Source organism: Pseudodesulfovibrio sp. (assembly GCF_028692895.1).
Lineage (GTDB): Bacteria > Desulfobacterota > Desulfovibrionia > Desulfovibrionales > Desulfovibrionaceae > Pseudodesulfovibrio.
Map to the genome: position 1 here is coordinate 1 of NZ_JAQUWN010000043.1, position 22,817 is coordinate 22,817.

The 22,817-nt window shown below is 64.4% G+C and carries 18 protein-coding genes, 1 tRNA gene and 1 pseudogene; 6 read left to right on the top strand and 14 right to left on the bottom strand.

The window, feature by feature from the left end; all coding sequences use genetic code 11:
• Positions 1–380 precede the first annotated feature (380 nt).
• From PHP91_RS11310 to PHP91_RS11370, 13 genes and pseudogenes are all read right to left on the bottom strand, one after another.
• The gene (locus PHP91_RS11310) at positions 381–1,553 is read right to left on the bottom strand and encodes a pilus assembly protein TadG-related protein (RefSeq protein ID WP_300140591.1); all 1,173 of its coding nucleotides are present in this window, start codon (positions 1,551–1,553) and stop codon (positions 381–383) included.
• A gap of 8 nt (positions 1,554–1,561) precedes the next feature.
• Entirely contained in the window at positions 1,562–1,948 is a 387-nt protein-coding gene (locus tag PHP91_RS11315) for a TadE family protein (protein WP_300140593.1), read from the bottom strand.
• A 4-nt stretch (positions 1,949–1,952) separates the two neighbouring features.
• The gene (locus PHP91_RS11320; RefSeq protein WP_300140595.1) at positions 1,953–2,309 is read right to left on the bottom strand and encodes a TadE/TadG family type IV pilus assembly protein; all 357 of its coding nucleotides are present in this window, start codon (positions 2,307–2,309) and stop codon (positions 1,953–1,955) included.
• Positions 2,310–2,627: 318 nt separating this feature from the next.
• Positions 2,628–5,096 carry an endopeptidase La gene (gene lon, locus PHP91_RS11325; RefSeq protein WP_300140597.1) on the bottom strand — a complete coding sequence of 823 codons (2,469 nt, stop codon included), beginning with the start codon at positions 5,094–5,096 and terminating at the stop codon, positions 2,628–2,630.
• Between the two features lie 113 nt (positions 5,097–5,209).
• Positions 5,210–6,463, bottom strand: coding sequence for an ATP-dependent Clp protease ATP-binding subunit ClpX (gene clpX, locus PHP91_RS11330; RefSeq protein WP_300140599.1), 1,254 nt, complete (start codon positions 6,461–6,463; stop codon positions 5,210–5,212).
• A gap of 2 nt (positions 6,464–6,465) precedes the next feature.
• Positions 6,466–7,077 (bottom strand): ATP-dependent Clp endopeptidase proteolytic subunit ClpP, encoded by a 612-nt coding sequence (gene clpP / locus PHP91_RS11335; RefSeq protein ID WP_300140601.1) that lies wholly within the window; start codon positions 7,075–7,077, stop codon positions 6,466–6,468.
• Between the two features lie 270 nt (positions 7,078–7,347).
• Positions 7,348–8,826, bottom strand: a complete 1,479-nt coding sequence (gene tig / locus PHP91_RS11340) for a trigger factor (protein ID WP_300140603.1) — start codon at positions 8,824–8,826, stop codon at positions 7,348–7,350.
• A gap of 48 nt (positions 8,827–8,874) precedes the next feature.
• Positions 8,875–8,959: transfer RNA gene (locus PHP91_RS11345), tRNA-Leu, on the bottom strand.
• A gap of 87 nt (positions 8,960–9,046) precedes the next feature.
• Positions 9,047–10,414 carry a bifunctional hydroxymethylpyrimidine kinase/phosphomethylpyrimidine kinase gene (gene thiD / locus PHP91_RS11350; RefSeq protein WP_300140604.1) on the bottom strand — a complete coding sequence of 456 codons (1,368 nt, stop codon included), beginning with the start codon at positions 10,412–10,414 and terminating at the stop codon, positions 9,047–9,049.
• A 103-nt stretch (positions 10,415–10,517) separates the two neighbouring features.
• Positions 10,518–10,946 (bottom strand): hypothetical protein, encoded by a 429-nt coding sequence (locus PHP91_RS11355; RefSeq protein ID WP_300140606.1) that lies wholly within the window; start codon positions 10,944–10,946, stop codon positions 10,518–10,520.
• Positions 10,947–11,066: 120 nt separating this feature from the next.
• Positions 11,067–11,666 carry a MerR family transcriptional regulator gene (locus tag PHP91_RS11360; RefSeq protein WP_300140637.1) on the bottom strand — a complete coding sequence of 200 codons (600 nt, stop codon included), beginning with the start codon at positions 11,664–11,666 and terminating at the stop codon, positions 11,067–11,069.
• Positions 11,667–11,762: 96 nt separating this feature from the next.
• Positions 11,763–11,978: pseudogene (locus PHP91_RS11365) on the bottom strand (MerR family transcriptional regulator); the annotation flags it as partial.
• Between the two features lie 152 nt (positions 11,979–12,130).
• Complete coding sequence (locus PHP91_RS11370; protein ID WP_300140608.1) at positions 12,131–12,592, bottom strand: hypothetical protein; 462 nt, start codon at positions 12,590–12,592, stop codon at positions 12,131–12,133.
• 329 nt (positions 12,593–12,921) lie between these two features.
• On the opposite strand from PHP91_RS11370, the gene PHP91_RS11375 reads away from it, so the two are divergent.
• A complete protein-coding gene (locus tag PHP91_RS11375; RefSeq protein ID WP_300140610.1) occupies positions 12,922–13,317 on the top strand; it encodes a MucR family transcriptional regulator in 396 nt (131 codons plus the stop codon).
• Between the two features lie 107 nt (positions 13,318–13,424).
• On the opposite strand, the gene PHP91_RS11380 is transcribed toward PHP91_RS11375, so the two are convergent.
• Positions 13,425–14,843, bottom strand: a complete 1,419-nt coding sequence (locus tag PHP91_RS11380) for a sigma-54 dependent transcriptional regulator (RefSeq protein ID WP_300140612.1) — start codon at positions 14,841–14,843, stop codon at positions 13,425–13,427.
• A 595-nt stretch (positions 14,844–15,438) separates the two neighbouring features.
• Between PHP91_RS11380 and PHP91_RS11385 the strand changes: the two genes are divergently transcribed.
• From PHP91_RS11385 to PHP91_RS11405, 5 genes are read left to right on the top strand one after another with little or no spacing between them, the layout of a single operon-like run.
• Positions 15,439–15,708, top strand: coding sequence for a transposase (locus PHP91_RS11385; protein ID WP_300140614.1), 270 nt, complete (start codon positions 15,439–15,441; stop codon positions 15,706–15,708).
• 22 nt (positions 15,709–15,730) lie between these two features.
• Positions 15,731–17,740 carry a CoB--CoM heterodisulfide reductase iron-sulfur subunit A family protein gene (locus PHP91_RS11390; RefSeq protein WP_300140616.1) on the top strand — a complete coding sequence of 670 codons (2,010 nt, stop codon included), beginning with the start codon at positions 15,731–15,733 and terminating at the stop codon, positions 17,738–17,740.
• 9 nt (positions 17,741–17,749) lie between these two features.
• The gene (locus PHP91_RS11395) at positions 17,750–18,175 is read left to right on the top strand and encodes a hydrogenase iron-sulfur subunit (protein WP_300140618.1); all 426 of its coding nucleotides are present in this window, start codon (positions 17,750–17,752) and stop codon (positions 18,173–18,175) included.
• A gap of 11 nt (positions 18,176–18,186) precedes the next feature.
• Positions 18,187–19,332: a 4Fe-4S dicluster domain-containing protein gene (locus tag PHP91_RS11400; RefSeq protein WP_300140620.1), complete on the top strand. Its 1,146-nt coding sequence runs from the start codon at positions 18,187–18,189 to the stop codon at positions 19,330–19,332.
• Between the two features lie 28 nt (positions 19,333–19,360).
• The gene (locus tag PHP91_RS11405; protein WP_300140622.1) at positions 19,361–22,798 is read left to right on the top strand and encodes an FAD-dependent oxidoreductase; all 3,438 of its coding nucleotides are present in this window, start codon (positions 19,361–19,363) and stop codon (positions 22,796–22,798) included.
• Positions 22,799–22,817 lie beyond the last annotated feature (19 nt).

The window sequence follows — 22,817 nt, forward strand, 5'->3', positions numbered from 1 at the left end:
ATGGGCGCGGGAGTTCTACAATCGGATTTTGAGCCGACACGGCGTGCCGCAAAAGGCGATCACCGCGCTGGCTCGAAAGCTGGCCGCTTTGCTGTGGAAGCTCAGCTTGCCTCCGGCAACGGCCTGAACGGATCGCGGGGGGCCTTAGGTAGCATCGACTACGAACAAAAATGGCGATCCAAAACAACTACCGTACCGAATCGGTACTTGGTGCCGCAGAGCACGAATAAGGAAAGGAATACACTCTATTAGCCGCAATGGTGAGGGTAGAGTCTGGCCTGTGGACAGTCGAAGACAGGGCAAATGGGAGGGATTGACATGGGGCCGCATAAGGAAAGGCCCCCACCTCTTACGAGGCGGGGGCCTTCTCCCTGCCTGCCCTACCGGCGGCTGGAGTCCAGCAGCACGCGGCTGATGCGGAGCAGGCAGCCCGGGTCCCCGACCCCGGTGGGGTCCACGGCCACGGTATTGATGAACCGGGCGTAGACGTTGCCGCGGGGGTCCACGCCTTCGAGGAAGAAGGCCCCGAGCTGATGGACGATAATGGAATTGCGGCCGGAAACCGGCGGCTGGCGCGGATCGTAGAAGGCGATGATGACCACGCGCGGGCTGTCCATGGGGTCGCCGTGCGAGCTGCCCTCCACCGCCTCGGTGGCGTCCGACCAATACGCGCCCGGGTCGCTGTCGATGAGGTCCCCGCAGCCGGAGCTGACCGGGCCCTTGCTGTTGCCGGGCTCCAACTGGAGCTCGTCGCCGGGGGCCACCTCGGCATAGCTGTTGGACCCGGCGCAACCGATGATGTTCTCGTTGACGGCGCTGGCCCCGGTGACGGGCGTGCCCTTGTTCACCGGCGGCAGGTCCACCAGGTTGTACTGGCCGGGCACGATGGCCAGGACCGGATCGCCCGGCTTGATGATGAACTGCGTGCCCACGTCGTTCTGGTCGTAGCCGATGACGTTGACGGACGCGACCTCTCCGGGACTGTCCACGTCCATTTCGCCGTTCATGTAGAATTTGGTGCCGGGGGCCGCCTGGTCGTCCCAGGTAAAGCGGGTGGGCACCACGAAGGGCTTGACGCACTTGCTCGTGCACACCCCGACAAGGCCCGCGCGGGCGGTCACGGTCAGGTCGAAGCTCGGGATGCCGAGAATCGGGGCGAAGCCGAGCTTGAGCGGGTTGCCCCGCTCCTCCAGCAGGGAAATCTTCACTTCCACCTGGTTGGGATGCACGTCGTCGGGCGCGCCGTCACGGAGGAACAGGATGTCCCCGTCCGTGAGCGCGCTGGCCGGACGGTCGTCGTCCACCATGTTCCTCCAGGCGTAGTTCTTGACGATGGTCCGCAGGGCGTCCAGGTCCCGGCCTTCGGCCAGCAGGGAATTGGCCCCGGCCAGGGCCCCGGCGTCGGCGGCGGTCTGCAGGGCACCGCGCTTCAGATAGATGCGGCCCATGTCCAGGGCCAGGGCGCCCATGGCCAGGATGGCGACCATGGACAGGGCCGCCACCACGCTGATGACGCCGGATTCGCTCCGGACGAGACGCTTGATGCATTGCATGGTCCGCTCTACTCCATCTTTGCGCACGCCTGGACGCGCATGACGTCGCCGATCAGCCAGTTCCATGAAAACAGGGTCATGCCGGTCAGATCATAGGCCAGCGCCACCGTGACCTCCTGGCCCAGGCCGGGCTGGTCGGCCCCGGTTGAGACCGTGATGGTCAGCTTTTCGTCCGACAACCCGGCGGCGGCCACGGAGGCCTCCACGGCCGGATTCACCTCGGCCCCGCGCGAGGCCAGCACCACCCCGTCGCGCGCCGAATGGGTCAGGGCGTCCCGGACCTCCATCAGCCGCGAAAAATCCACAACCCCGGCGAGGAGCGGGAGCAGGATCAACGCCATGACCAGGGCGAATTCGGCGACGGCCATTCCCTGCCTGCTCTGCGTGTCGCGCATGGCGTCAGCCCTCATAGGTCAGCATCGCCGTGACCGTGACCTGCCGGTTCTCGTCGAGCTCGGGGATGAGCCGGCCCAGGATGATGAAGGAGAACGGCACGCTGACGGTGACGGAGACCGGCTGCCTGGACACGCGCGGCCCCACGGTGGTGACCGGGGACTGCGAGAGCCCGCCCGAGGCCAGCTCGTCGATCACCACGGCCTGGACCTGCGAGTCCGTGGCCTCCTCCAGAATGGCCATCCTGACTCCTTCGTACGCCGCGCCGCCGACCACGTTGCGCGTCCAGTACAGCCGGGACACGTCCATGATGGCGAGCACGACCAGCAGGAACAGCGGCAACAGGAGGCCGACTTCGACCACTGCGGTTCCCCGCCGGCTTCGCTGTTTTTCGGATAGATGATTGCACATGGCACTCCCTCGCTCACGGTTGACGTCAGGAGTGGGTTAGCAAGGAGCGTACCAGGCCTCACATCCGGCTCCATTTTGCAACACACTGGATTACAGTGTTATTTATCGAAGGAATCCCCCCGCAACGGCAAAATTCCTTTCATCGATACATTAAAAATAGACAACAACGACCGAAACACTCCACAAACCATAGACGTTCGCCAGGGCGCCGGACAAAAAAAGAAGCCGGACGGCAATGCCGTCCGGCTTCGGATCTTCTATCGGTCCGCCCTACTGGTGGGCGGGTTCCTGCATGTCGCCGCCCTTGAGCAGAGCCTTGTACAGGGGCGGTTCGCAGTGCTGAACGCACCAGACGGTCTCGCCGCCATTCTCCAGGGCCCTGTCGATGACCTCGTCCATGGTCTTGACCGGGATGACCTCCAGGTCCTTGAGGATGGCCTTGGGCACTTCCTTGAGGTCCTTTTCGTTCTCCACCGGGATGAGCACGGTCTTGATAAGCCCGCGATGGGCGGCCAGCAGCTTCTCGCGCAGTCCGCCGATGGGCAGGACGCGGCCGCGCAGGGTGATCTCGCCGGTCATGGCCAGGTCGTTGCGGATCGGGATGTTCAGCAGCGCGGAGATCAGGGCCGTGGTCAGGGTGATGCCCGCGCTGGGGCCGTCCTTGGGCGTGGCGCCGTCCGGGACGTGAACGTGGATGTCCACTTCCTTGTGAAAGTCCGGCTTGAGGCCCAGCAGGTCGGAACGGGCGCGGATGTACGACAGGGCCGCACGCGCGCTCTCCTGCATGACCTCGCCGAGCTTGCCGGTGATCTCCACCTTGCCCGAGCCGGGCATGAGCGCCACTTCGACCAGCAGCATCTCGCCGCCGAGCCGGGTCCAGGCCAGGCCGTTGCAGACGCCCACCTGGGCCTTTTCCTCGCGCTCGCCATAGGTGAACTTGGTCACGCCGAGCATCTTCTCAAGGGACTGGGTGGAGACCTGGATGACCTTTTCGCGGTCGTGGTCCTCCACGATCTTCATGGCGGACTTGCGGCAGATGGCCGCAATCTCGCGCTCCAGGTTGCGGACGCCCGCCTCGCGCGTGTAGAAACGCACCACGTCGAGAATGGCGTTGTCGGACATCTTGAGGTTGTCCTCGGTCAGGCCGTGCTGCTTGATCTGCTTGGGCAGCAGGAAGCCCTTGGCGATCTGGACCTTTTCGGTCTCCAGATAGCCGGGCAGCCGGATGATCTCCATGCGGTCCTGCAGCGGGAGCGGGATGCCCTCAAGCTGGTTGGCCGTGGTGATGAAGAAGACCTTGGACAGGTCGTAGTCCAGGTCCAGGTAATGGTCGTTGAAGGCGTAGTTCTGCTCCGGGTCCAGGACTTCGAGCAGCGCGGCCGACGGGTCGCCCCGGAAGTCGGCGCTCATCTTGTCCACCTCGTCCAGGCAGATGACCGGGTTGTTGAACTCCACCCGCTTGAGCGACTGGATGATCTTGCCCGGCAGCGCGCCCACATAGGTGCGCCGGTGGCCGCGAATCTCGGCCTCGTCGCGCACGCCGCCCAGGGAGAGCCGCAGGAATTCGCGGCCCATGGACCGGGCGATGGACTTGGCGATGGAGGTCTTGCCAACGCCGGGAGGGCCGACGAAGCAGAGGATGGGGCCCTTCATGGACTCCACCAGCGACTGCACCGCCAGGTATTCCAGGATGCGCTCCTTGGGCTTCTCCAGGCCGAAGTGGTCCTCGTCCAGGATGCGCCGCGCCTCCGCGATATCAACGTCCTTGTCGTCCTTGAGGTTGTTCCAGGGCAGGTCGAGCACCCAGTCCACGTAGTTGCGCACCACCGTGTATTCGGCGCTGCTCGGCTGCATGGTCCGAAGCTTCTTGATCTCCTTGCGGACCCGCTCGCGATTCTCCTCGCTCATGGCCTTGGCGTCGAGCCGATCCTCCAGCTCCTTGGCCTCGGCCATGGGGTCGTCCTCGCGGCCCATCTCCTTGTTGATGGCCTTGACCTGCTCGTTGAGATAGTACTCGCGCTGGTTCTTCTCCATCTGGTCCTTGACGCGACCCTTGACCCGCTTCTCGATGGACACGATCTCGATCTCGCCCAGGAGCAGCTCGTAGACGCGCTCCAGACGGCGGACCGGCGCGGTCTCCTCCAGGATTTCCTGCTTGCGGGCGAAGTCCACCTTGAGGTGGGGCATGATCTGGTCGGCCAACTGGCCCGGCTCCTTGACGGTGGACATGGCCAGGATGGCCTCGGGGGCCACCTTCTTGTTGACCTTGCCGAACTCGTCCAGGGACTCGTGCACGGCGCGGACCAGGGCCACGCCTTCGGACGAAAGGTCCTTGGCCTCGGGGAGCATGGTCACGAGGGCCTGCGGATACTTGGCCTCCTCGCCCTCCTCGTAGGTCAGGCTGCTGGCCTCCGGGTCCCAGGTGGCGCGTGCAACGCCCTCGAAGAGCACCTTGATGGTGCCGTCGGGCAGGCGGAGCATCTGCAGGATCTTGCTGACGGTGCCGACCTCATAAAGGTCGTCCGCCTCGGGAAGCTCCTTCTCCGGGCTCTTCTGTGTGACGAGGAAAATCTGCTTTCCATAGTCGGCCACCGCGGTCTCGATCGCCTTGATGGAGGCCTCGCGGCCGACGAACAAGGGGACGATGGACCGGGGGAACATGACCACTTCCCTGAGCGACATCATGGGGAGCGTCAACGATTCAGGGGAGTTCTTGCCGTCGAAACCGAAAGTCGGCATTGCTTCCTCCGATTGTGTTTCCAAGTGGTGGCGGCGGTTCCGCCGGGGGGCGGGCCGCCACTTGCGTGAAAGTAGGAAATAAGTCCGGCCGGCCGGATGTCAATCTCGGCCGGTCAGGCGGACTTCACTTCCTGGTGATAGAGCAGCAGCGGCTCCAGCCCATTTTCGACAACGGACTGGTTGATCACGCACTCGCGCACCCCGGACAGGGACGGCAGCTTGTACATGATCTCCAGCATGATTTTTTCCAGGACGTTGCGCAGGCCGCGCGCGCCGGTCTTGCGTTCGATGGCCTGGCGGGCGATGGCGGTCATGGCGTTGTCCGTGAACCTGAGCTCGACCTTGTCCAGCTCGAAGAGCTTCTGGTACTGCTTGATAAGGGCGTTCTTGGGCTCCTTCAGGATGCGGACCAGGTCGTCCTCGGTCAGTTCCTCAAGGGCGGTCATGACCGGGATGCGGCCCACGAACTCGGGAATCAGGCCGAACTTGATCAGGTCCATGGGCTCGGCCAGGGCGAAGAGCTCGCCCAGCCCCATCTCCTTCTTGGCCTCGACCTTGGCGCCGAAACCCATGCCGGAGCCGGTCTTGCGCTGCTGGACGATCTTGTCCAGCCCGATGAACGCGCCGCCGAGAATGAACAGGATGTTCGAGGTGTTCATGCGGATGAACTCCTGCTGGGGATGCTTGCGCCCCCCCTTGGGCGGGATGTTCGCCTCGGTGCCCTCGATAATCTTGAGCAGCGCCTGCTGCACGCCCTCGCCCGACACGTCGCGGGTGATGGAGGGCGAGTCGCCCTTGCGGGCCACCTTGTCGATCTCGTCGATGTAGATGATACCGCGGGAGGCCGCGTCGATGTCGTAATCCGCGTTCTGGAGTAGCTGGACCAGGATGTTCTCCACGTCCTCGCCCACGTAGCCCGCCTCGGTCAGGGTGGTGGCGTCGGCGATGGCGAACGGCACCTTGAGCACCCGGGCCAGGGTCTGGGCCAGGAGCGTCTTGCCCGAGCCCGTGGGGCCGATGAGCAGGATATTGGACTTGTCGATCTCCACGTCGTCCTGGGCCTTGCCGGCCGAGGCGTAGAATACGCGCTTGTAGTGGTTGTGCACGGCGACGGACAGGATCTTCTTGGGCTGCTCCTGGCCGATGACGTACTGGTCGAGCAGTTCCTTGATCTCCTGCGGAGGGAGCAGGCGGCCGTCCTCGAATTCCTCGCTGATGGTCTCCTGGGCCATGATGTCGTTGCACAGCGCGACGCATTCGTCGCAGATATAGACGTCCGGTCCCGCAATGAGGCGCTGGACGTCCACCTGCGTCTTGCCGCAGAAGGAACATCTCAGATCCGGCGTATTGGTGCTTTTTTCTGCCATGATTACTTACCCTTCGATTCTTCGTCCGTCTCGGCGCGGGAGCGCATGACCTTGTCGATGAGGCCGTACCGCACGGCCTCCTCGGCGGACAGGAAGTGGTCGCGCTCCGTGTCCTCGCGGATTCTTTCCAGGTCCTGGCCCGTATGGTGGACCAGGATGTCGTTAAGCTCGTCGCGCAGGCGCAGGATTTCCTGGGCATGGATGCGGATGTCCGACGCCTGGCCCTGGGCCCCGCCCAGCGGCTGGTGGATCATGATCCGGCTGTGGGGCAGCGCGTAGCGCATGCCCTTCTCGCCCGCGCAAAGCAGGAGCGCGCCCATGCTGGACGCCTGGCCGAGGCACAGGGTCGCCACCGGTGCGGAGATGTACTGCATGGTGTCGTAGATGGCCATGCCCGAGGAGACCACGCCGCCCGGGGAGTTGATGTACATGTAGATTTCCTTTTCCGGGTCCTCGGATTCCAGGAAGAGCAACTGGGCGCAGATGAGGCTGGCCACGTGGTCGTCGATGGAGCTGCCGAGCAGGATGATCCGGTCCTTGAGCAGGCGGGAATATATGTCGTACGCGCGTTCCGTGCGTCCGGTCGTTTCAATGACCATCGGGATGGCGACCATGAACGTCTCCTTGAAGCTGTTTTCGTTACTATCGGTTGTCCGAGGAAAAAACCTTACGACCGCGTCTGGCGCGGCTCTGTCCGGCAATGGCCGGTTTCTCACTACAGGCTCTTTTCAGTATGCGGCATTTCCCCTTGAAGGACAAGGGGAAACTTCCCGCGCCGCCCGGTGATAGATAGGCACGAAGCGGCCAGGGTCAAGGCGTCCGGACGAAAAAAGGCGGCCCGGTCAAGCCGGGCCGCCCACGTTCGCTTTGCGCCGGTTTCGCGGCTACTTCTCGGCGAAGTGCTTGTCGGCCCGTTCCTGGAGCTTGGACAGGGAATAACCCTTCGCCGTGGTCTCCTTGAGGCCCAGGTTGGCCACGGCCCATTCCACGGCCTCGGCCTTGTCGGTGAACTGGATGGCGCCCTCGACGGGCTTGGCCTCGGCGGACTTCTCCGCAGGCTTGGCGTCGGCGGCGGGCGGGTCGATCTCCTTGATCTCGGCGGACTCGTAAATCAGCTCGGAAGCCTTGTCGCAGAGCAGGCGGTCCTTGAGAGGCACGATGAGGTTGTTGTCCTCATAGTACTTCTTGAGCTCGTGCAGGGGCTGACGGGTCTGGACGGCCAGTTGGCTGAGGGTGGCCTCGATCTCCTCGGGGGCGATCTCCAGCCCTTCCTCGGCGGCAACGGCCAGCAGGAAGATTTCGGTCTTCACGGTGCGCTCGGCCTCGGCGCGGAAGCCCTCGCGCAGTTCCTGCGGGGACTTGCCCAGGGACTGGAGTCCCTTGCCCTGGCGGTCCAGGCGGTATTCCAGGTCCTGGACGAGGCGGTCGATGCGGTCCTCGACCATGGAGGGCGGCAGCGGGAATTCGTTGATGGACTCGATGACGGAGCCCAGGAGCTGGCTCTGCGCGGCGGACTTGTTCATCTGCTTGCGCTGGGAGCGGTAGGACTCCTCGATGCCCTTGCGCAGGGTGTCGACGTCGCTGAAACCGGCCTTCTTGGCCACCGCGTCGCTCATCTCGGGACGGATGCGCTCCTTGACGGCGTGCAGCTTGGCCTTCATGGTCACGGTCTGGCCGGCCAGGTTCTCGTTGATGAAGTCGGCCGGAAAGGTGATGTCTGTCTCGCCGGACTCGCCGGTGGTCAGGGTCTTGACCATGTCCTCGAACTCCGGCAGGGCCTGGCCCTGGCCCAGGAGCAGGTCGAAATTCTCGGCCTGGATGCCCTCGACGATCTTGCCGTCGCGGTAGGCGCCGAAGCTCACGCTGGCGACCTCGCCGTCCTTGGGCGGACGCACGTCCTCGATGACCTTGACCTCGGCGTTGTTCTCCAGGATGCGCTCCTCGACCTCGGTGATCTCGGCGGGGTCGACCACGGCCTTGATCTCCTCGACGGAAAGCCCCTTGTACTGGGGCAGTTCGAGCTTCGGGGCGACCTCGAATTCGATGGCGTAGGCGAAGGGCTCGTCGCGGACCAGCTCCTTGGCGTCCACGTCGATGCGGGACATGGGCTGCATGGACAGGGCGCTCATGATCTCATTGATCTGGTAGTTGATCAGATCGGTGGTCGCCTCGCCATACACCTGCTTGTGATACTTGGACTCGACCACGCCGGACGGGACCTTGCCCTTGCGGAAGCCCTTCACGTCGACCTGCATCCGATACAGGGCGATGGTGGCGGTCAACGCGGCGTTGACCTCTTCGGCGGGAACCTCGACCTTGATCTTCCGTTTCACCGGAGAAATTTCTTCAACATTATACTCCACGACGTATCCTCCTGATGCGCTTTTTCAGCGCGTAATATTTCATCTTTCTGGTGCGGGCGGAGGGACTCGAACCCCCAAACCGCGAGGTACCAGATCCTAAATCTGGCGCGTTTACCAATTCCGCCACGCCCGCGAAAAGAACGTGCTTATTAAGCAAGCTCCTGCAAATATGTCAACCTCAATACAGAGAAGAGGCCGCCGGGGGGGGGCCCGGAAGCCGTCACGACCGTCGCCAGCAATCGAAAACCCGGCTCAGCAGCGCGTCCAGGCAGGCCAGGTCACCGGCCAGCAGCCGGACCACCGGCTCGAAGCCCGTTCCGCCCGGATCGCCCACCGCGCAAACCGTCTCCGGCGACGGATGGTCCCGAAGCCCTTCGAAAGCGCCCCACTCCTCCAGCGCGCCGTTGTCCTCTCGGACATACTCCGGCCGCCGCTCCCGGTCGATCCACACGATCTCCACGCCCGCCGCCTCCAACGCCCGCTTCATCCCCTGCCCCAGCCCGAGGGTCAGGGCGCAGCGCAGGTCCGGCCGCAACCGGCGCACGGCCAGCAGGGTCCGGGCGGCGTAGAGGGAAGCCCCGAACTCGGGCTCGCCGATAACGCGGACCCCGCCCCGGCGGGTGGCGATGACGCCGCCGGGAAATCCGGCCACTTCGTCCACGTTGTCCGCGTGCGGCAGGGCCGCCACAGCATTGGCGCGGCCGCGCGGCAGGAGCGGAGCCAGGCCGGGGTCGGCCGCCAGCCGGACGCCGAAGCGGGCCAGGTCGCGCAGGACGCCCGGCTTGGCCGTCTCCTTGATCCAGGGGGCCAGGTGGTCGGGCGGGCCGCCGCCCTCGCCCAGGGGCTCGGCCGCGCGCAGGCAGAGGTTGAGGTATTCCTGGGCGCGCTTGATGGCCGCGCCCATCTCCATCCCCTGCCCCAACCCGGTGGCGATGGCCGCCGACAGGGTGCAGCCGGTGCCGTGGGTACATTTGGTGGCGATGCGCGGCTGCATGAAGGGCATGGGCTCGCCGTCCCGGGGCACGAACCAGTCCGTGGTGGCCAGGGAGTCGGCATGACCGCCCTTTATCAGCACGGCCTTGGGCCCCATGTCCAGGAGCAGGCGGGCCGCCTTGAACACGTCCTCGCGGTCGCGGATGCGGACCTTGGTGAAGAGCTCGGTCTCGGGGATGTTGGGCGTCAGCAGATCCGCCAGGGGGAACATCAGCCGCGCCATGGCCTTGACCGCGTCGGCCTTGAGCAACTTGGCCCCGGACGTGGCCACGCAGACCGGGTCCACCACCAGGGGAAAGGTCCGCTTGCCCAGCAGGGGCGCTATGGCCTTGATGATCGGCTCGGAGAAGAGCATGCCGGTCTTGGCGGCGTCCACCCGGATGTCGTCGAGCACGGTGCGCAACTGCTCGGCCACGAACCGGGCCGACGGCGCATGGATGCCGGTGACCGTCCGGGTGTTCTGGGCGGTCAGCGCCGTGATGACGCTGGCGCCGTATCCCCGGAGCATGGTGATGGCCTTGAGGTCGGCCTGGATGCCTGCCCCGCCGCCGGAGTCGGACCCGGCGATGGTCAGGATGCGAGCGTGTCCGCCCATGGCGAGCGCCTCCAAAAAAGAAAAACGATTACGGGCAGGCGATACCACCTGCGACCGATAATCGCAACCGGGGAAAACGAAACGGAAAGGTACGGAACCGGGATCAGCCGCAGGACAGCTTGACGTAGTCCTCGATCGAAACGCCGTTCCACGCCTTGCTGACCCAGTAGGCGGTGGCCCAGATCATCAGTGAGGTGGCCTGCAGGTCGGTCAGCCGGCGCAGCTTGACCTCAAGGTTGGACTTGCTCGCCCCGTGCTTGATGTGCACGCTGTGCTCGTCGCACGCCTCCTCGACCCGGAGCATCAGGTAGGCCTGCTTGGACTGGTTGGGAAGCAGCTTTACCTCACGGTGGGACTCCAGGATGGTCTTGAGCTCGGCAACGGAAAAATCGCTGGACACGCTCCGGATGGACTTGAAGAAGACGTCCACGGCCCAAGGCAGGATGAATTCAGCCCCTGCGCTCTTGGTCTTGAAATAATCCTTGAGCCATTTTTCCTGATCATGGGTAATTCTAGCAGCGACCTGGGGCATACGTCTCCTCCGTTGAACCGGCCAAACTCAGAGTCCTGGGTCCATTTAGCAGTAGCTATATAAGCTATTATTCCTAGAGAATCAAGAGATTTTCTAGAGTTGAATTGCACAAAAAACGCATCAGCCGTTGAACACGGCGCGAAGCTGGCGAAACAGCGTCAGGAGCAGCGCGTCCGGCGCGTCGTTGCCGTCGATGTTCAGCCGGATGATCTCGGTGACCTCGTTGCGGCTCGGCGTGGTTGTCTGCTTGGTGACCACGACGATGTTCTGCTCCCGCCCCTTCTGGGCGTCCTCGGTGCGGATGACCAGGACCCAATGCCCGTCGCGCCTGCTCCAAGACGTCTCCACGGCCATGGAATCCGAGACCTTGTGCTCGATCAACTGCACGAAATCCTTGAGGGAAAAATGCTTGCGCCCCTTGCCCAGCACCCCGAGAAACTCGCCCTCGGCGCGGATGACCAGCGGCCGCTCCAGGTAGGATGCCGGAGGAAAATCGATGTTCCCGCCCGGCTTGGCAGACAGCTTCCGACGCAGCCCCTCCATCTCCCGTTCCAGCACCTCGACACGTTCGGCATGCCGTTTTTCCGACTCACGCCGCTCACGCCGAAGCTCCGCCACCTCGTCCCTGAGCGAGCGTATCTCGCTCCGGAACAGGGACTGGTTCTGGAGCACGTCCGACATCTTGGCCAGCACTCCGCCCAGCTCGCGCGCAAAGGCCACGCCCTCGTCGCCGAACCGGACACATGATTGATCGTTTTGTTGATCATGTTGTTGCTCATTCATTAACATACTGAATTTAAGTGCTAATTCACGTTCAATTTGATCAACAGACCAATTGTCATTGAACATTTCGCGTATCCTCCTGAAAATCTCCAACACCTCCACGGGATATCGGCGACGACGTCCGCCCCCCTCTCCCACCGAGGGAATATACTTGTTGAACTTATCCTTATAGTAGACAACAGTGGAGGGAGGGATGTCCAACTGGCGTCCCACCTCTCGCAAACTGATGTATTTTTTATTCATGTTCATATGGACATCTTGTTAATCATTGATCTCCTAACTGTTCATAAACAGAAATAAACCGCCCTGTCAATAAATTTTTGAACAACGATGAACAGCAAAAAGCACAAAAAAAGGCGCGGCAGCAATGCCGCGCCTCATGTCCCATTCTTGATCCGAAGCTACTTTTCGAGGCCGTCCCGGACTTCCTTGAGCCCCTTGAGGACTTCCTGCATCTTGGCCCGCAGCTCTTCGCCCTGGAGCGTTTCGGACAGGTAGGAGGCCTTCATGGCCATCTCGTTGACGATGTCCTGGGCTATCATGCGCTGCATCTGCACCGGCATGTCGGCCTTGAGGTCCACCAGACGCTTGTCCAGGCTGGAGACCTCCTCCCGCAACGCGCCAAGGCTCTTCACCTCATCGGTGAGACCGGCGATGTTCCGGTTCATGCCGAAAAAGAAAATGACCAGCAGCAGCACCGCCAGCAGCGCCACCATCAGGGCGACCTTGCTCATGTCCTTCTGGGCGGCGACGACGCCGGAGTCGCAGGCCTGGGACCGGGCTTCCTGTTGTTCCGTGTTCTCGGCGGCGGTCTCCTCCGCCCTGACTGCTTCCAACTTGTGCACCTTGCCTTCCGGACTCATGATACTCTCCATTCAATATGATTTCGCACAGGTCGCCCATGCTTGCATGGGTATACGTCACCCTTTTTTCTTAGGCAAGCAAATCCCTGGCGCGCCATTCCCGCCGGTGATCGGCGCGGTGGAGACCTTCCCCAGCCAGGCCATGCCGCCACACTGCATCGACCAGCCTATATCAATGCATGTGGAGACTTTTAAATTGCTACTTGCAAACATGCGTAGTATGCACCGGGCGACAACAACTGTTATGTTGTCTTTTTCCCCATCACTGTGCTAAAGAATCAATGCATGGTCATTTGACTGAGAATGAACCACATACCGGGAGTAGAAAAATGGACGATTATTTGAAAGAAGCACTGGAGATCGTCAAGGCGCAGGCGAGCGTCCGGACGATGACCGAGGAAGAAATTACTTCCATGGTGCAAAAGTTGGCCGGGGACATCAGAGCAATGGCCGAGGGCGGTGTTATTGAGACCGAAGAGGATGTGGCCACCGACCCCAAAAAGGCTATCCGGGAAAAGTCGGTCATCTGTTGCGTCTGCGGCAAATCCTTCAAGGTGATCACCAAGAAGCATCTGGCCAGCCACGGCCTGACCCCTGATGAATACCGCGAAAAGTTCGGTTACAAGAAAAAACTTCCCCTGGTCTGCAAATCGCTGCAGCGGGAACGCCGCAAGAAGATGAAAGAAATGAAGCTCTGGACCAAAAGAGGGTCAGCAAAGAAATAATTGCGGCTATCTTTCTCCTGTTGATTAAAGGGAGCGGCGAGTACATCGCCGCTCCCTTTCGTTGTTTTGCACCCGCCCTCCCCGCCTTGTTCGCGCAGTGGGTTCGCCTATGATTTGCGACGCGCAATGTCGTGCTGTTTGAGCAGCGCATAGAGCCGCGCCCGGGACAGCCCGGACAGCTTGCAGGCCTCGCCGATGCTCCCCCGCGTTATTTCCATGAGATTTTGGAGATAGCTGATTTCGAGTCTGACCATCTGCTCCCGGCGATAGGTCTTCAGGTCCGGGAAATCCGTGACCGGAACCGCCGCGAAGGGACGTTCCTCCCGTTTGGACGCGGGCGCGAGTTTTTCCATGTCGCGCCGGGCGATCCGGGCCCGAATGGCCTTGGGCAAATGCCGGGGGTAGAGGATTTGATCGGTCCCGGCCAGCGAGAGGGCTTGCTCGATGGTGTGCTGGAGCTCACGGATGTTGCCGGGCCACTCGTAGTTCATCAGCGCGTCCAGGAAATCGGGGGAGAACCCCTTGGTCGGCACGTGGAGTCGCTTGGCGTGGCGCTGGATGAACTTGCAGACCATCTCGTTGATGTCCTCGGTGATCTCCCGCAACGGCGGCAGGTGCAGGTGGATGCCGCGCAGTCGATAGAAAAGGTCACGCCGGAACCCACCGTCCACGACCATGCCCTCCAGGTCCCGATTGGTGGCGGCCAGCAGCCGGAAGTCGCTCTGCATCTCCTTGACTCCGCCCACGGGCCGGAAGCTCCGTCCCTCCAGCACGCGCAGGAAGACCTTCTGCAATGAAACCGGCAGTTCGCCCACCTCGTCGAGAAAGAGGGTCCCGCCGTCGGCCTGCTTGACCAGCCCCACCGAATCCGAGTCCGCGCTGGTAAAGGCTCCGCGCTGATGGCCGAAGAGCAGGCTCTCGGCCAGGGCGTCGGGCAAGGCCGCGCAGTCCACCACCACAAAGGCCTTGGCAGCGCGCTCGCTGTTCTTGTGGATGGCCCGGGCGAAGAGCTCCTTGCCGGTCCCGGTCTCGCCGGTGATGAGGACGTTGGCGTCCGAGCCGGTGGCCTGGGCCAGGATGTCCAGGCTGGCCTGGAGCGGACGGCTGTTGCCGATGATCCCGGACCGGCGCAGGGCGCAGCGGATGCTCCTGGCGTGCTGCACGTCGTGATAGTCCATGGCGCGTGTGAGGAAGACGAGGAGCCGTTGCAGATTGGGCGGCTTGGTGACGTATGTCCAGGCCCCGCGCTGGATGGCCTCCTCGGCCGCGTCCGGGTCCCGGCTGCGCGAAAGGATGATAACCTCCGGAAGGGAGGGCGTCTCCTGGATCAGGGAAAGATAGGACAGGCTGTCGCCGTCGGCCAGGTCGTCGCCCAGGAGCACGGCCTTGTACTCCCCGGTGTGCAGCAGGGCCATGGCCCGAGACAGGGTGTCGCACCCCTCCGCAGCCATGCCGTGGGCCGCAAGCTCCCCCAAAAGAGCCCGCGAGAACTCTCGGCTGCCGTCGATGATTAGTATGTCGGCCATGGCGGAATATTCCCCCTTCCTCCGCTCGGACAGACCCCCTCTACTGTAACATGAATTGTGCGATTCCTGTCAATGCCGCCGACCCGCCGCAATGCTTGGATTTTTCTTTTCATACGGTGGCGGAATGGAAATTTCGTCTTTTCCGGCAAGACAACGAAACCGTCTCTTGGCGCTGTTTCGCATGGAGAGTTGCCGAACAACGTACGGTCCCGCCGGGGCGGCCCGGAGGGGGGCCACTGTCTCTTCGCGCTAACCTTTTGCTTTCCCAGGCAAGACGTGTCTTGTCCGGCAAGACGCCTCGGACCGGATTTTTCAGGGGTTTCCCCTGGGGCCTCCCTATGTGAAATCGCTCATTAATCTGGAATATCTATATATCTCCAAATCGGTACGCATTTTGTTTCAAGGGGGAAAGCGAGGGGAATCGAACCGTGGAAGCGGAGGGAGCGAAAGAGGAATTTATCCCAACAAGACGCAGAGTTATCCCCCATGAAGGGGGAACGGGCCGAAACGGCACGGGCAGCGCGACAGTCTCATACTCTCCTCATGACGCCCGGAAATCCTGGAGACAGGGAAAGATGGAAAGGGGGTACGCCGGATGAGACGCAAGTGGGATGCGAAAACCAAGGCGAGAATCGTGTTGCAGGGCCTCTCGGGAGGCTGCGTCAACGATCTTTGCCGCGCAAACGACCTCCGGCCCAGCCAGTACTACAAATGGCGGGGGCATTTCCTGGACAACTGCCACCAGCTCTTCGAGCGGCAGCCCGCTGGCTGCGCCGAGTCGGAACTGGCGGCCGAGAACGAGGAGCTCAAGAAGCTGGTGGGCGAGCTGACGCTCGAGCTGACCAGCGGCAAGAGCAGCCGGTGACGATCGTCCCAAGGGAGGGATCATGGCCAACAGAATCGGAGTGTACATCTGCCACTGCGGGTCCAACATCGCGGGCAAGGTCGACTGCGCCGGGGTGGCCCGGTTCGCGTCCGGGATAAAGGACGTGGCCGTGGCCCGCGACTATCAGTTCATGTGCTCGGACCCCGGGCAGGAGATGATCATCCGGGACATCCGCGAGCACGGGCTGAACCGGGTGGTGGTCGCCTCCTGCTCCCCGCGCCTGCACGAGAAGACCTTCCAGAAGGCCTGCGCGCGCGGCGGGCTCAACCCCTACCTCATGCAGCACTGCTGCATCCGCGAGCACTGCTCCTGGACCACGGCCGATCCCGGCGAGGCCACGGCCAAGGCCCGGCACATCGTGGAGGCGGCCGTGGACCGCGTCGGCCACCACGGCGAGCTGTTCTCCCGCGAGGTGGACGTGCTTCCGGACGTGATGGTCGTGGGCGCGGGCATCGCGGGCATCCAGGCCTCCCTGGACATCGCCAAGTCCGGGCACCAGGTCCACCTTGTGGAAAAAAGCCCGTCCATCGGCGGACACATGGCCCAGTTCGACAAGACCTTCCCCACCCTGGACTGCGCAGCCTGCATCTCCACGCCCAAGATGGTGGCCGTGTCCCAGGAGCCGAACATCCACCTGATGACCTGGAGCGAGGTCGTGGACGTTTCCGGCTTCGTGGGCAACTACACGGTCACGGTCCTGCGCAAGCCGCGCTACGTCAACGAGGACATCTGCACCGGCTGCGGGGCCTGCCTGGAGAAATGCCCGACCAAGACCCTCAGCGAATTCAACGAGGGGCTTTCCGAACGCCGGGCCATCTACCGCAACTCGCCCCAGGCCGTGCCGAGCACCCCGGTCATCGACGCCTCGGTCTGCAAAAAGATCACCAAGGACAAGTGCGGCATCTGCCAGAAGGTCTGCCCCACCGGGGCCATCGACTACACCATGCGGGAGCGGCGCGAGGTCTACCACGTGGGCTCCATCGTCCTGGCCACGGGCTACGACGCCATGGACCCGACCCCGCTGCGCGAATACGGATTCGGCCGCTTCCCCGAGGTCTACACCGCCCTCCAGTTCGAGCGGCTGAACAACGCCGTGGGCCCCACCGGGGGCAAGATCGTCATGAAAAACGGCGAAAAGCCCAAGAGCGTGGGCATCATCCACTGCGTGGGCAGCCGCGACCGCAACTATCACGAATACTGTTCGCGCACCTGCTGCATGTACGCCCTCAAGTTCGACCACCTGATAAAGGACAAGGTCGGGCACGACACCAGGGTCTACAATTTCTACATCGACATGCGCTGCTTCGGGAAGGGCTACGAGGAGTTCTTCCGCCGCGTCCAGGAGGAAGGCGTGACCTTCATCCGCGGGCGACCCGCCGAAGTGGTGGAGGAGGACGGCAAGCTCGTCGTTGTCGGCGAGGACACCCTGCTCGGCATGAACGTGCGCGTACCCGTGGACATGGTCATCCTGTGCACGGCCATGGAGCCGGGGCGGGGCGCCACCGAGGTGGCCCGCGTCTTCGGCATCGCCCAGGGCCAGGACGGCTTCTTCCTGGAGGAGCACCCCAAGCTCGGTCCGGTCTCCACGGCCACCGACGGCGTCTTCCTGGCCGGAACCTGCCAGGGGCCCAAGGACATCCCGGACGCCGTGGCCCACGCCTCGGGCGGAGCGGCCCAGGCCATCGCCCTGGCCGCGCGCGGCAAGGTCTCCATCTCGCCCACCACCTCCTGGATCGACCCGGACGTGTGCATCGGCTGCAAGGTGTGCATCAACCTCTGCCCCTACTCCGCCATCGAGTTCGACGAACGGCGCAACGTGTCCGTCATCAACGAGGCCATGTGCAAGGGGTGCGGCAGTTGCGCGGGCTACTGCCCCAGCGGCGCGGCCCAGATCAAGCACTTCAATCAGACCCAGCTCTTCAACGAGATCGACGGCATGCTCGGCATGATGTTCGAGCCGCCGCCTCCGGCGTCCGACCCGCAGGCCGCCGACCAACCCGGCGAAGCCTAGGAGACAGCGATGAGCAGCGAATTCGAACCGACCATTCTGGCCTTTGTCTGCAACTGGTGCACCTACACCGCCGCCGACCTGGCGGGCACCTCGCGCATGGTGCAGCAGCCCAACCTGCGGCTGGTTCGCGTCATGTGCACCGGCATGGTGGACCCCAAGTACATCGTCAAGTCGCTCCTGTCCGGGGCGGACGGCGTGCTGGTCAGCGGCTGCCACCCCGGCGACTGCCACTACATCAACGGCAACTACAAGGCCCGGCGGCGGGTCAAGCTCCTGAACGAAATCCTGCCCCAGTTCGGCATCGAGCGCGAACGCGTCAAGCTGACCTGGGTGGGGGCCAGCGAAGGGAACGAATTCGCGGCCACGGTGAACGGCTTCATCAATGAAATACGGGAACTCGGCCCCATGGAAGCGCGTTCCATGGCCGTGGTCTAGGGAGGTGCGCCATGGCGACCACAGCGAAGTTGCAGGTTGAAAACAACAATCCGGTGGTGGCGATCCAGGGGCTGCTGCGCGGCCTGCTGGAAAACGAATCCATCGGCGGCGTGCTGGTGCCCGTGCACCACTTCGGCAAGTCCATGCCCATGCCCACCCTGGTCACGGACCCGGACCAGCTCTCGGGCGCGGACCCGCTGGCTCCGGCCTTTCCCATGAACAGCGCCAAGCTCCTGTCGCGCCTGACGCGCGGCCAGACCGGCGAGCGCATCGCCGCCGTGCTGCGTCCCTGCGAGATCCGGGCCTTCGTCGAACTGGTCAAGCTCAACCAGGGCAGCCTGGACGACGTGGTCATCGTGGGCGTCGACTGCATGGGCGCATACAAGAACACGGACTACCGGACCTTCCTGGCCGGGCGCGACCCCTTCGAGGCGACCCTGGCCTTCCACGGCGACCACGGCGGGACGGACAAGCCCGACGCGGGCGGCGTGGAGCTGTCGGCCGCCTGCAAGTCCTGCGAGCACCCTTCCCCGGCCAATGCGGACCTGATCGTCGGCCTGGCGGGCGCGGACCTGCGCGACGCCCTTCCCGTCCTGGCCGACAGCGCGCGCGGCGAGGCCCTGCTCAACGCCCTCGGCCTGCCCGCCATGGGCGAGAACGGACGCGCCAAGACCCTGGAGGCCCTGGTCAAAGTCCGCACCGAGCACCGGGACGCCATGATCGAGGCGACCCGCGCCGTGACCGGCACCCTGACCGACCTGTCCGAATACCTCTCGGCCTGCGTCAACTGCTACAACTGCCGGGTGGCCTGCCCGGTCTGCTACTGCAAGGAGTGCGTGTTCAACACCGACGTGTTCGAGCACAAGCCCTGGCAGTACATGGGCTGGGCCAAGCGCAAGGGCAGCCTCAAGATGCCCACGGACACCATCTTCTACCACCTGACGCGCATGGCCCACATGTCCATGGCCTGCGTGGGCTGCGGCCAATGCTCCAACGCCTGCCCCAACGACATCCCGGTGATGGAGCTGTTCCGCACGGTGGCGGCCAGGACCCAGGAGAGCTTCGGCTACGTGCCGGGCAGGAGCCTGGACGAGCCGCCGCCGCTGTCCGTGTTCAAGGAGGACGAGTTCCAGGAAACGGTTTCGCACATGGCCTGACAGCGGGTCGCAGTCTCAGGAGGACGTTATGCGGAAGCAATACGGCGCATTGGTGGTGGGAGCGGGCATCGGCGGCATCCGGGCCGCCCTTGACCTGGCCGTCACCGGCCACAAGGTGGCCCTCATCGACCGCCGCCCGAGCCACGGCGGCATACTCAGCCAGCTCGACCACCAGTTCCCCACCGATCACTGCGGCATGTGCCGGATGCTGCCGCTCATGTCGCGCGACTCGTCCAGCCAGTACTGCCTGCGCAAGGGGCTGTTCCACGACAACATCGACCTGATCCTCTCCGCCGAGGTCGGGGCCGTGGAGGGCGAGCCGGGCAAGTTCCTGGTCTCGCTCAACCGTTCCTCGCCCCTGGTGGACCCGACCAAGTGCGTGAGCTGCGGCATCTGCTCCACGGTCTGCCCGGTGCGGGTGGACAGCGAATTCAACGCGGGCCTGACCAAGCGCGCGGCCATCTACCTGCCCGTGCCCCACGCCATACCCAACCACTACGTGCTGGACCTGGACAACTGCCAGCGCTGCTGGAAGTGCCACGAGGCGTGCCCCACCGGGGCCATCGACTTCAAGTTCGAGGAGCGCAAGGACTTCCACATCCTGGTGGCGGACAAGGACCCGGAGGTGCGGGCCATGATGGAGAAGCACCTGGGCGAGTCCAACTTCCCGCTCCACTTCACGGAAAACGGGGCCGAGGCCGTGGACTTGCTGGCCGAGTCCGACCGCTTCCGGCTGGTCCTCCTCGGCCTGGACGTGGACGGCATGGACCCCGAGCGCGTCCTGACCCGCTGCCACGAGCTGCATCCCGGCCTGCCCGTGGTCATCCTGACCGACGAGGCGCGGCGGGAGCAGGCGGAGGAACTGGTCGCCCAGGGCGCGCGCGAGCTGCTGGTCAAGCCGCTCCGGTCCGGGCGCTTCGCCCCCTGGCTGGACAAGCTCTACATGCGGATCATGTCCGACACCACCGTGGAGCTGGAGGTGGGGGCCATCGTCCTGGCGGGCGGCTTCGAGTGCTACAGCCCGGCCTCGGACCCGGCGGGCGGCAACGACGTCTGGTGCTACGACCACCCCGCCGTGCTCACGGCCGTGGAGTTCGAGCGGCTGCTGAGCGGCACCGGCCCCACCGGGGGCAAGCTGCTGCGGCCCGGCGACGGCAAGCCCGTTCGCTCCATCGCCTGGCTCCAGTGCGTGGGCTCGCGCGACGTCAAGAAAAACGCGGATTTCTGCTCGGGCATCTGCTGCATGTTCTCCATCAAGGAAGCCATGCTGGCCAGGAAGGCCACGGGCGGCGAGGCCGAGACATCCATCTTCTATATGGACATGCGCACCGCCGGGAAGGAGTACCAGCGCTACCGCAACCACGCCGAGCAGGACGCGGGCGTGCGCTTCGTGCGCAGCCGCCCCCACTCCCTGTTCCCGGACGACGGAGGCGGCATCCGCCTGGAATACCTGGACGACGAGGGCCGCCTGGTGCCGGAGACCTTCGACATGGTCGTCCTGGCCGTGGGCGCGCGCCCGCCCAAGGGCACGGACCGGCTGGCCGAGATGACCGGCCTGACTCTCAACGACTGGGGGTTCGCGCAGACCCGGCAGTATTCGCCCGAGCGCACCGGCTCGGTGGGCGTGTTCGCGGCCGGGTCCTTCGGGGAGCCGAGGGACATCTCCGAATCCGTGATCCAGGCCGGGGCAGCGGCCCAGGCCGCCTCGCGCATCATCAAGGCCTACGACGTGCTTGCGGGCATCGCCACCGAGCCCGAACCAGAGTACCCGGACGTCTCCCGCGAGCCGCCGCGCACCCTGGTGGCCATCTGCGCGTCCTGCCCCACCCTCAAGCAGACCGTGGACATCGAAGGGCTGGCCGCGCGGCTGGCCAGGGTCCACTCGGTCTGCAAGGTGGCCACCGTGGGCAGCGCCTGCACCCCGCAGGGCTGGGCCGACATCGAGGCGGCCGCCGGGGAGTTCAAGCCCAACCGCATCCTCATCGGCGCATGCATGCCCTACGCCTACATCCCGCGCCTCAAGGAGCTGGGCCGGACCATCGGCCTCAACCCCGCGCTCATGGACGTGGTGGACATCTACACCGCCACCTTCGGCGGCAAGGGCGAGGACGACGGCAAGGCGGCGGACAAGGAAATCCACGCCACCCTGGCCACGGCCGTGGCCCGGCTCCAGGGGGCGGACCCCACCCCGCCGCCGGTCATGGTGGACGTGGCCCGGTCCGCCCTGGTGGTGGGTGGCGGCCTGGGCGGCCTGACCGCGGCCATGGCCATCGCGGACCACGGCTACGGCGTCTGCCTGGTGGAATCCGAGGAGCAACTGGGCGGCTCGGCCATGCGGCTGCACACACAGCTCGACGGCTCGGACCCGCGCAAGTACATGGAGGAGCTCATCGCCCAGGTGCGCAAGCACCCCAACATCAAGGTCTTCACCGACTCGCGCGCGGTCCTCTCGCGCGGGATCGCGGGCCGGTTCCGCACGGCCATCGCCAGTCCGGACGGGGTCTTCCCCCTGGAGCACGGCGTGACCATCCTGGCCACCGGCGCGCACGAGGCCAAGGTCTACGAGAGCGGGCTGTGCGTGCACGGCTCGGTCATGACCCACCTCGGGCTGGAGGAAAAGATCGCCACCGGCCAGTTGGACGCGGGCGCGCTCTCGGGCGTGGCCATGATCCAGTGCTGGCGCAGGCGCAGCGAGGACCGGGCCTATTGCAGCAAGGTCTGCTGCCCGGAGATGGTCAAGAACGTGCTGGCCCTCAAGGAGCGCAACCCGGACCTGCCCATCCACGTCTTCTACCGCGACATCATGATGCCCGGCTTCCTGGAGCACTACTACACGAAGGCGCGCAAGGCCGGGGCCGTGTTCATCCGCTACGACAAGGAGAACCCGCCCAAGGTCGCCTTCGAGGACGGCAAGCCGGTCATCACGGCCCGCGACCCCATCCTGCGCGAGGACGTGGTCGTCCGCGCGGACATCCTGTCGCTCTCCAGCGGCCTGGAGCCCAACGACGTGGAGGATCTCCAGGAGGTCTTCGGCGTGGAGGTCAACGCGGACGGCTTCTACCGCGAGGCGGACTTCAAGTGGCGTCCCGTGGACTTCCTCAAGCAGGGCGTCTTCGCCTGCGGCACGGGGCTGGGCCCCCGGCGCATGGGCGAAACCGTGGCCTCGGCCAAGGCGGCCGCCCAGCGGGCCCTGCGCATACTCAACGCGGAGACCATCGCCCGCGAGACCGTGGTGGCCACGGTGCGCCACTCCCTGTGCTCGCTCTGCCAGGCCTGCGTGGCGGCCTGCCCCTACGGCGCGCGGGTGGTGGACCTGGAGCACGGGCGGATCAAGGTGGACGAGATACTGTGCCAGGGGTGCGGCGCCTGCGCGGCGGTCTGCCCCAACAGCGCCACGGTGCTCAAGGGGTTCCACGACGGCCCCATGATGTCCGTCATCGACGCCGCGCTCGAAGAACCGGCCTGAGCCGCAGACAAGGAGTAAA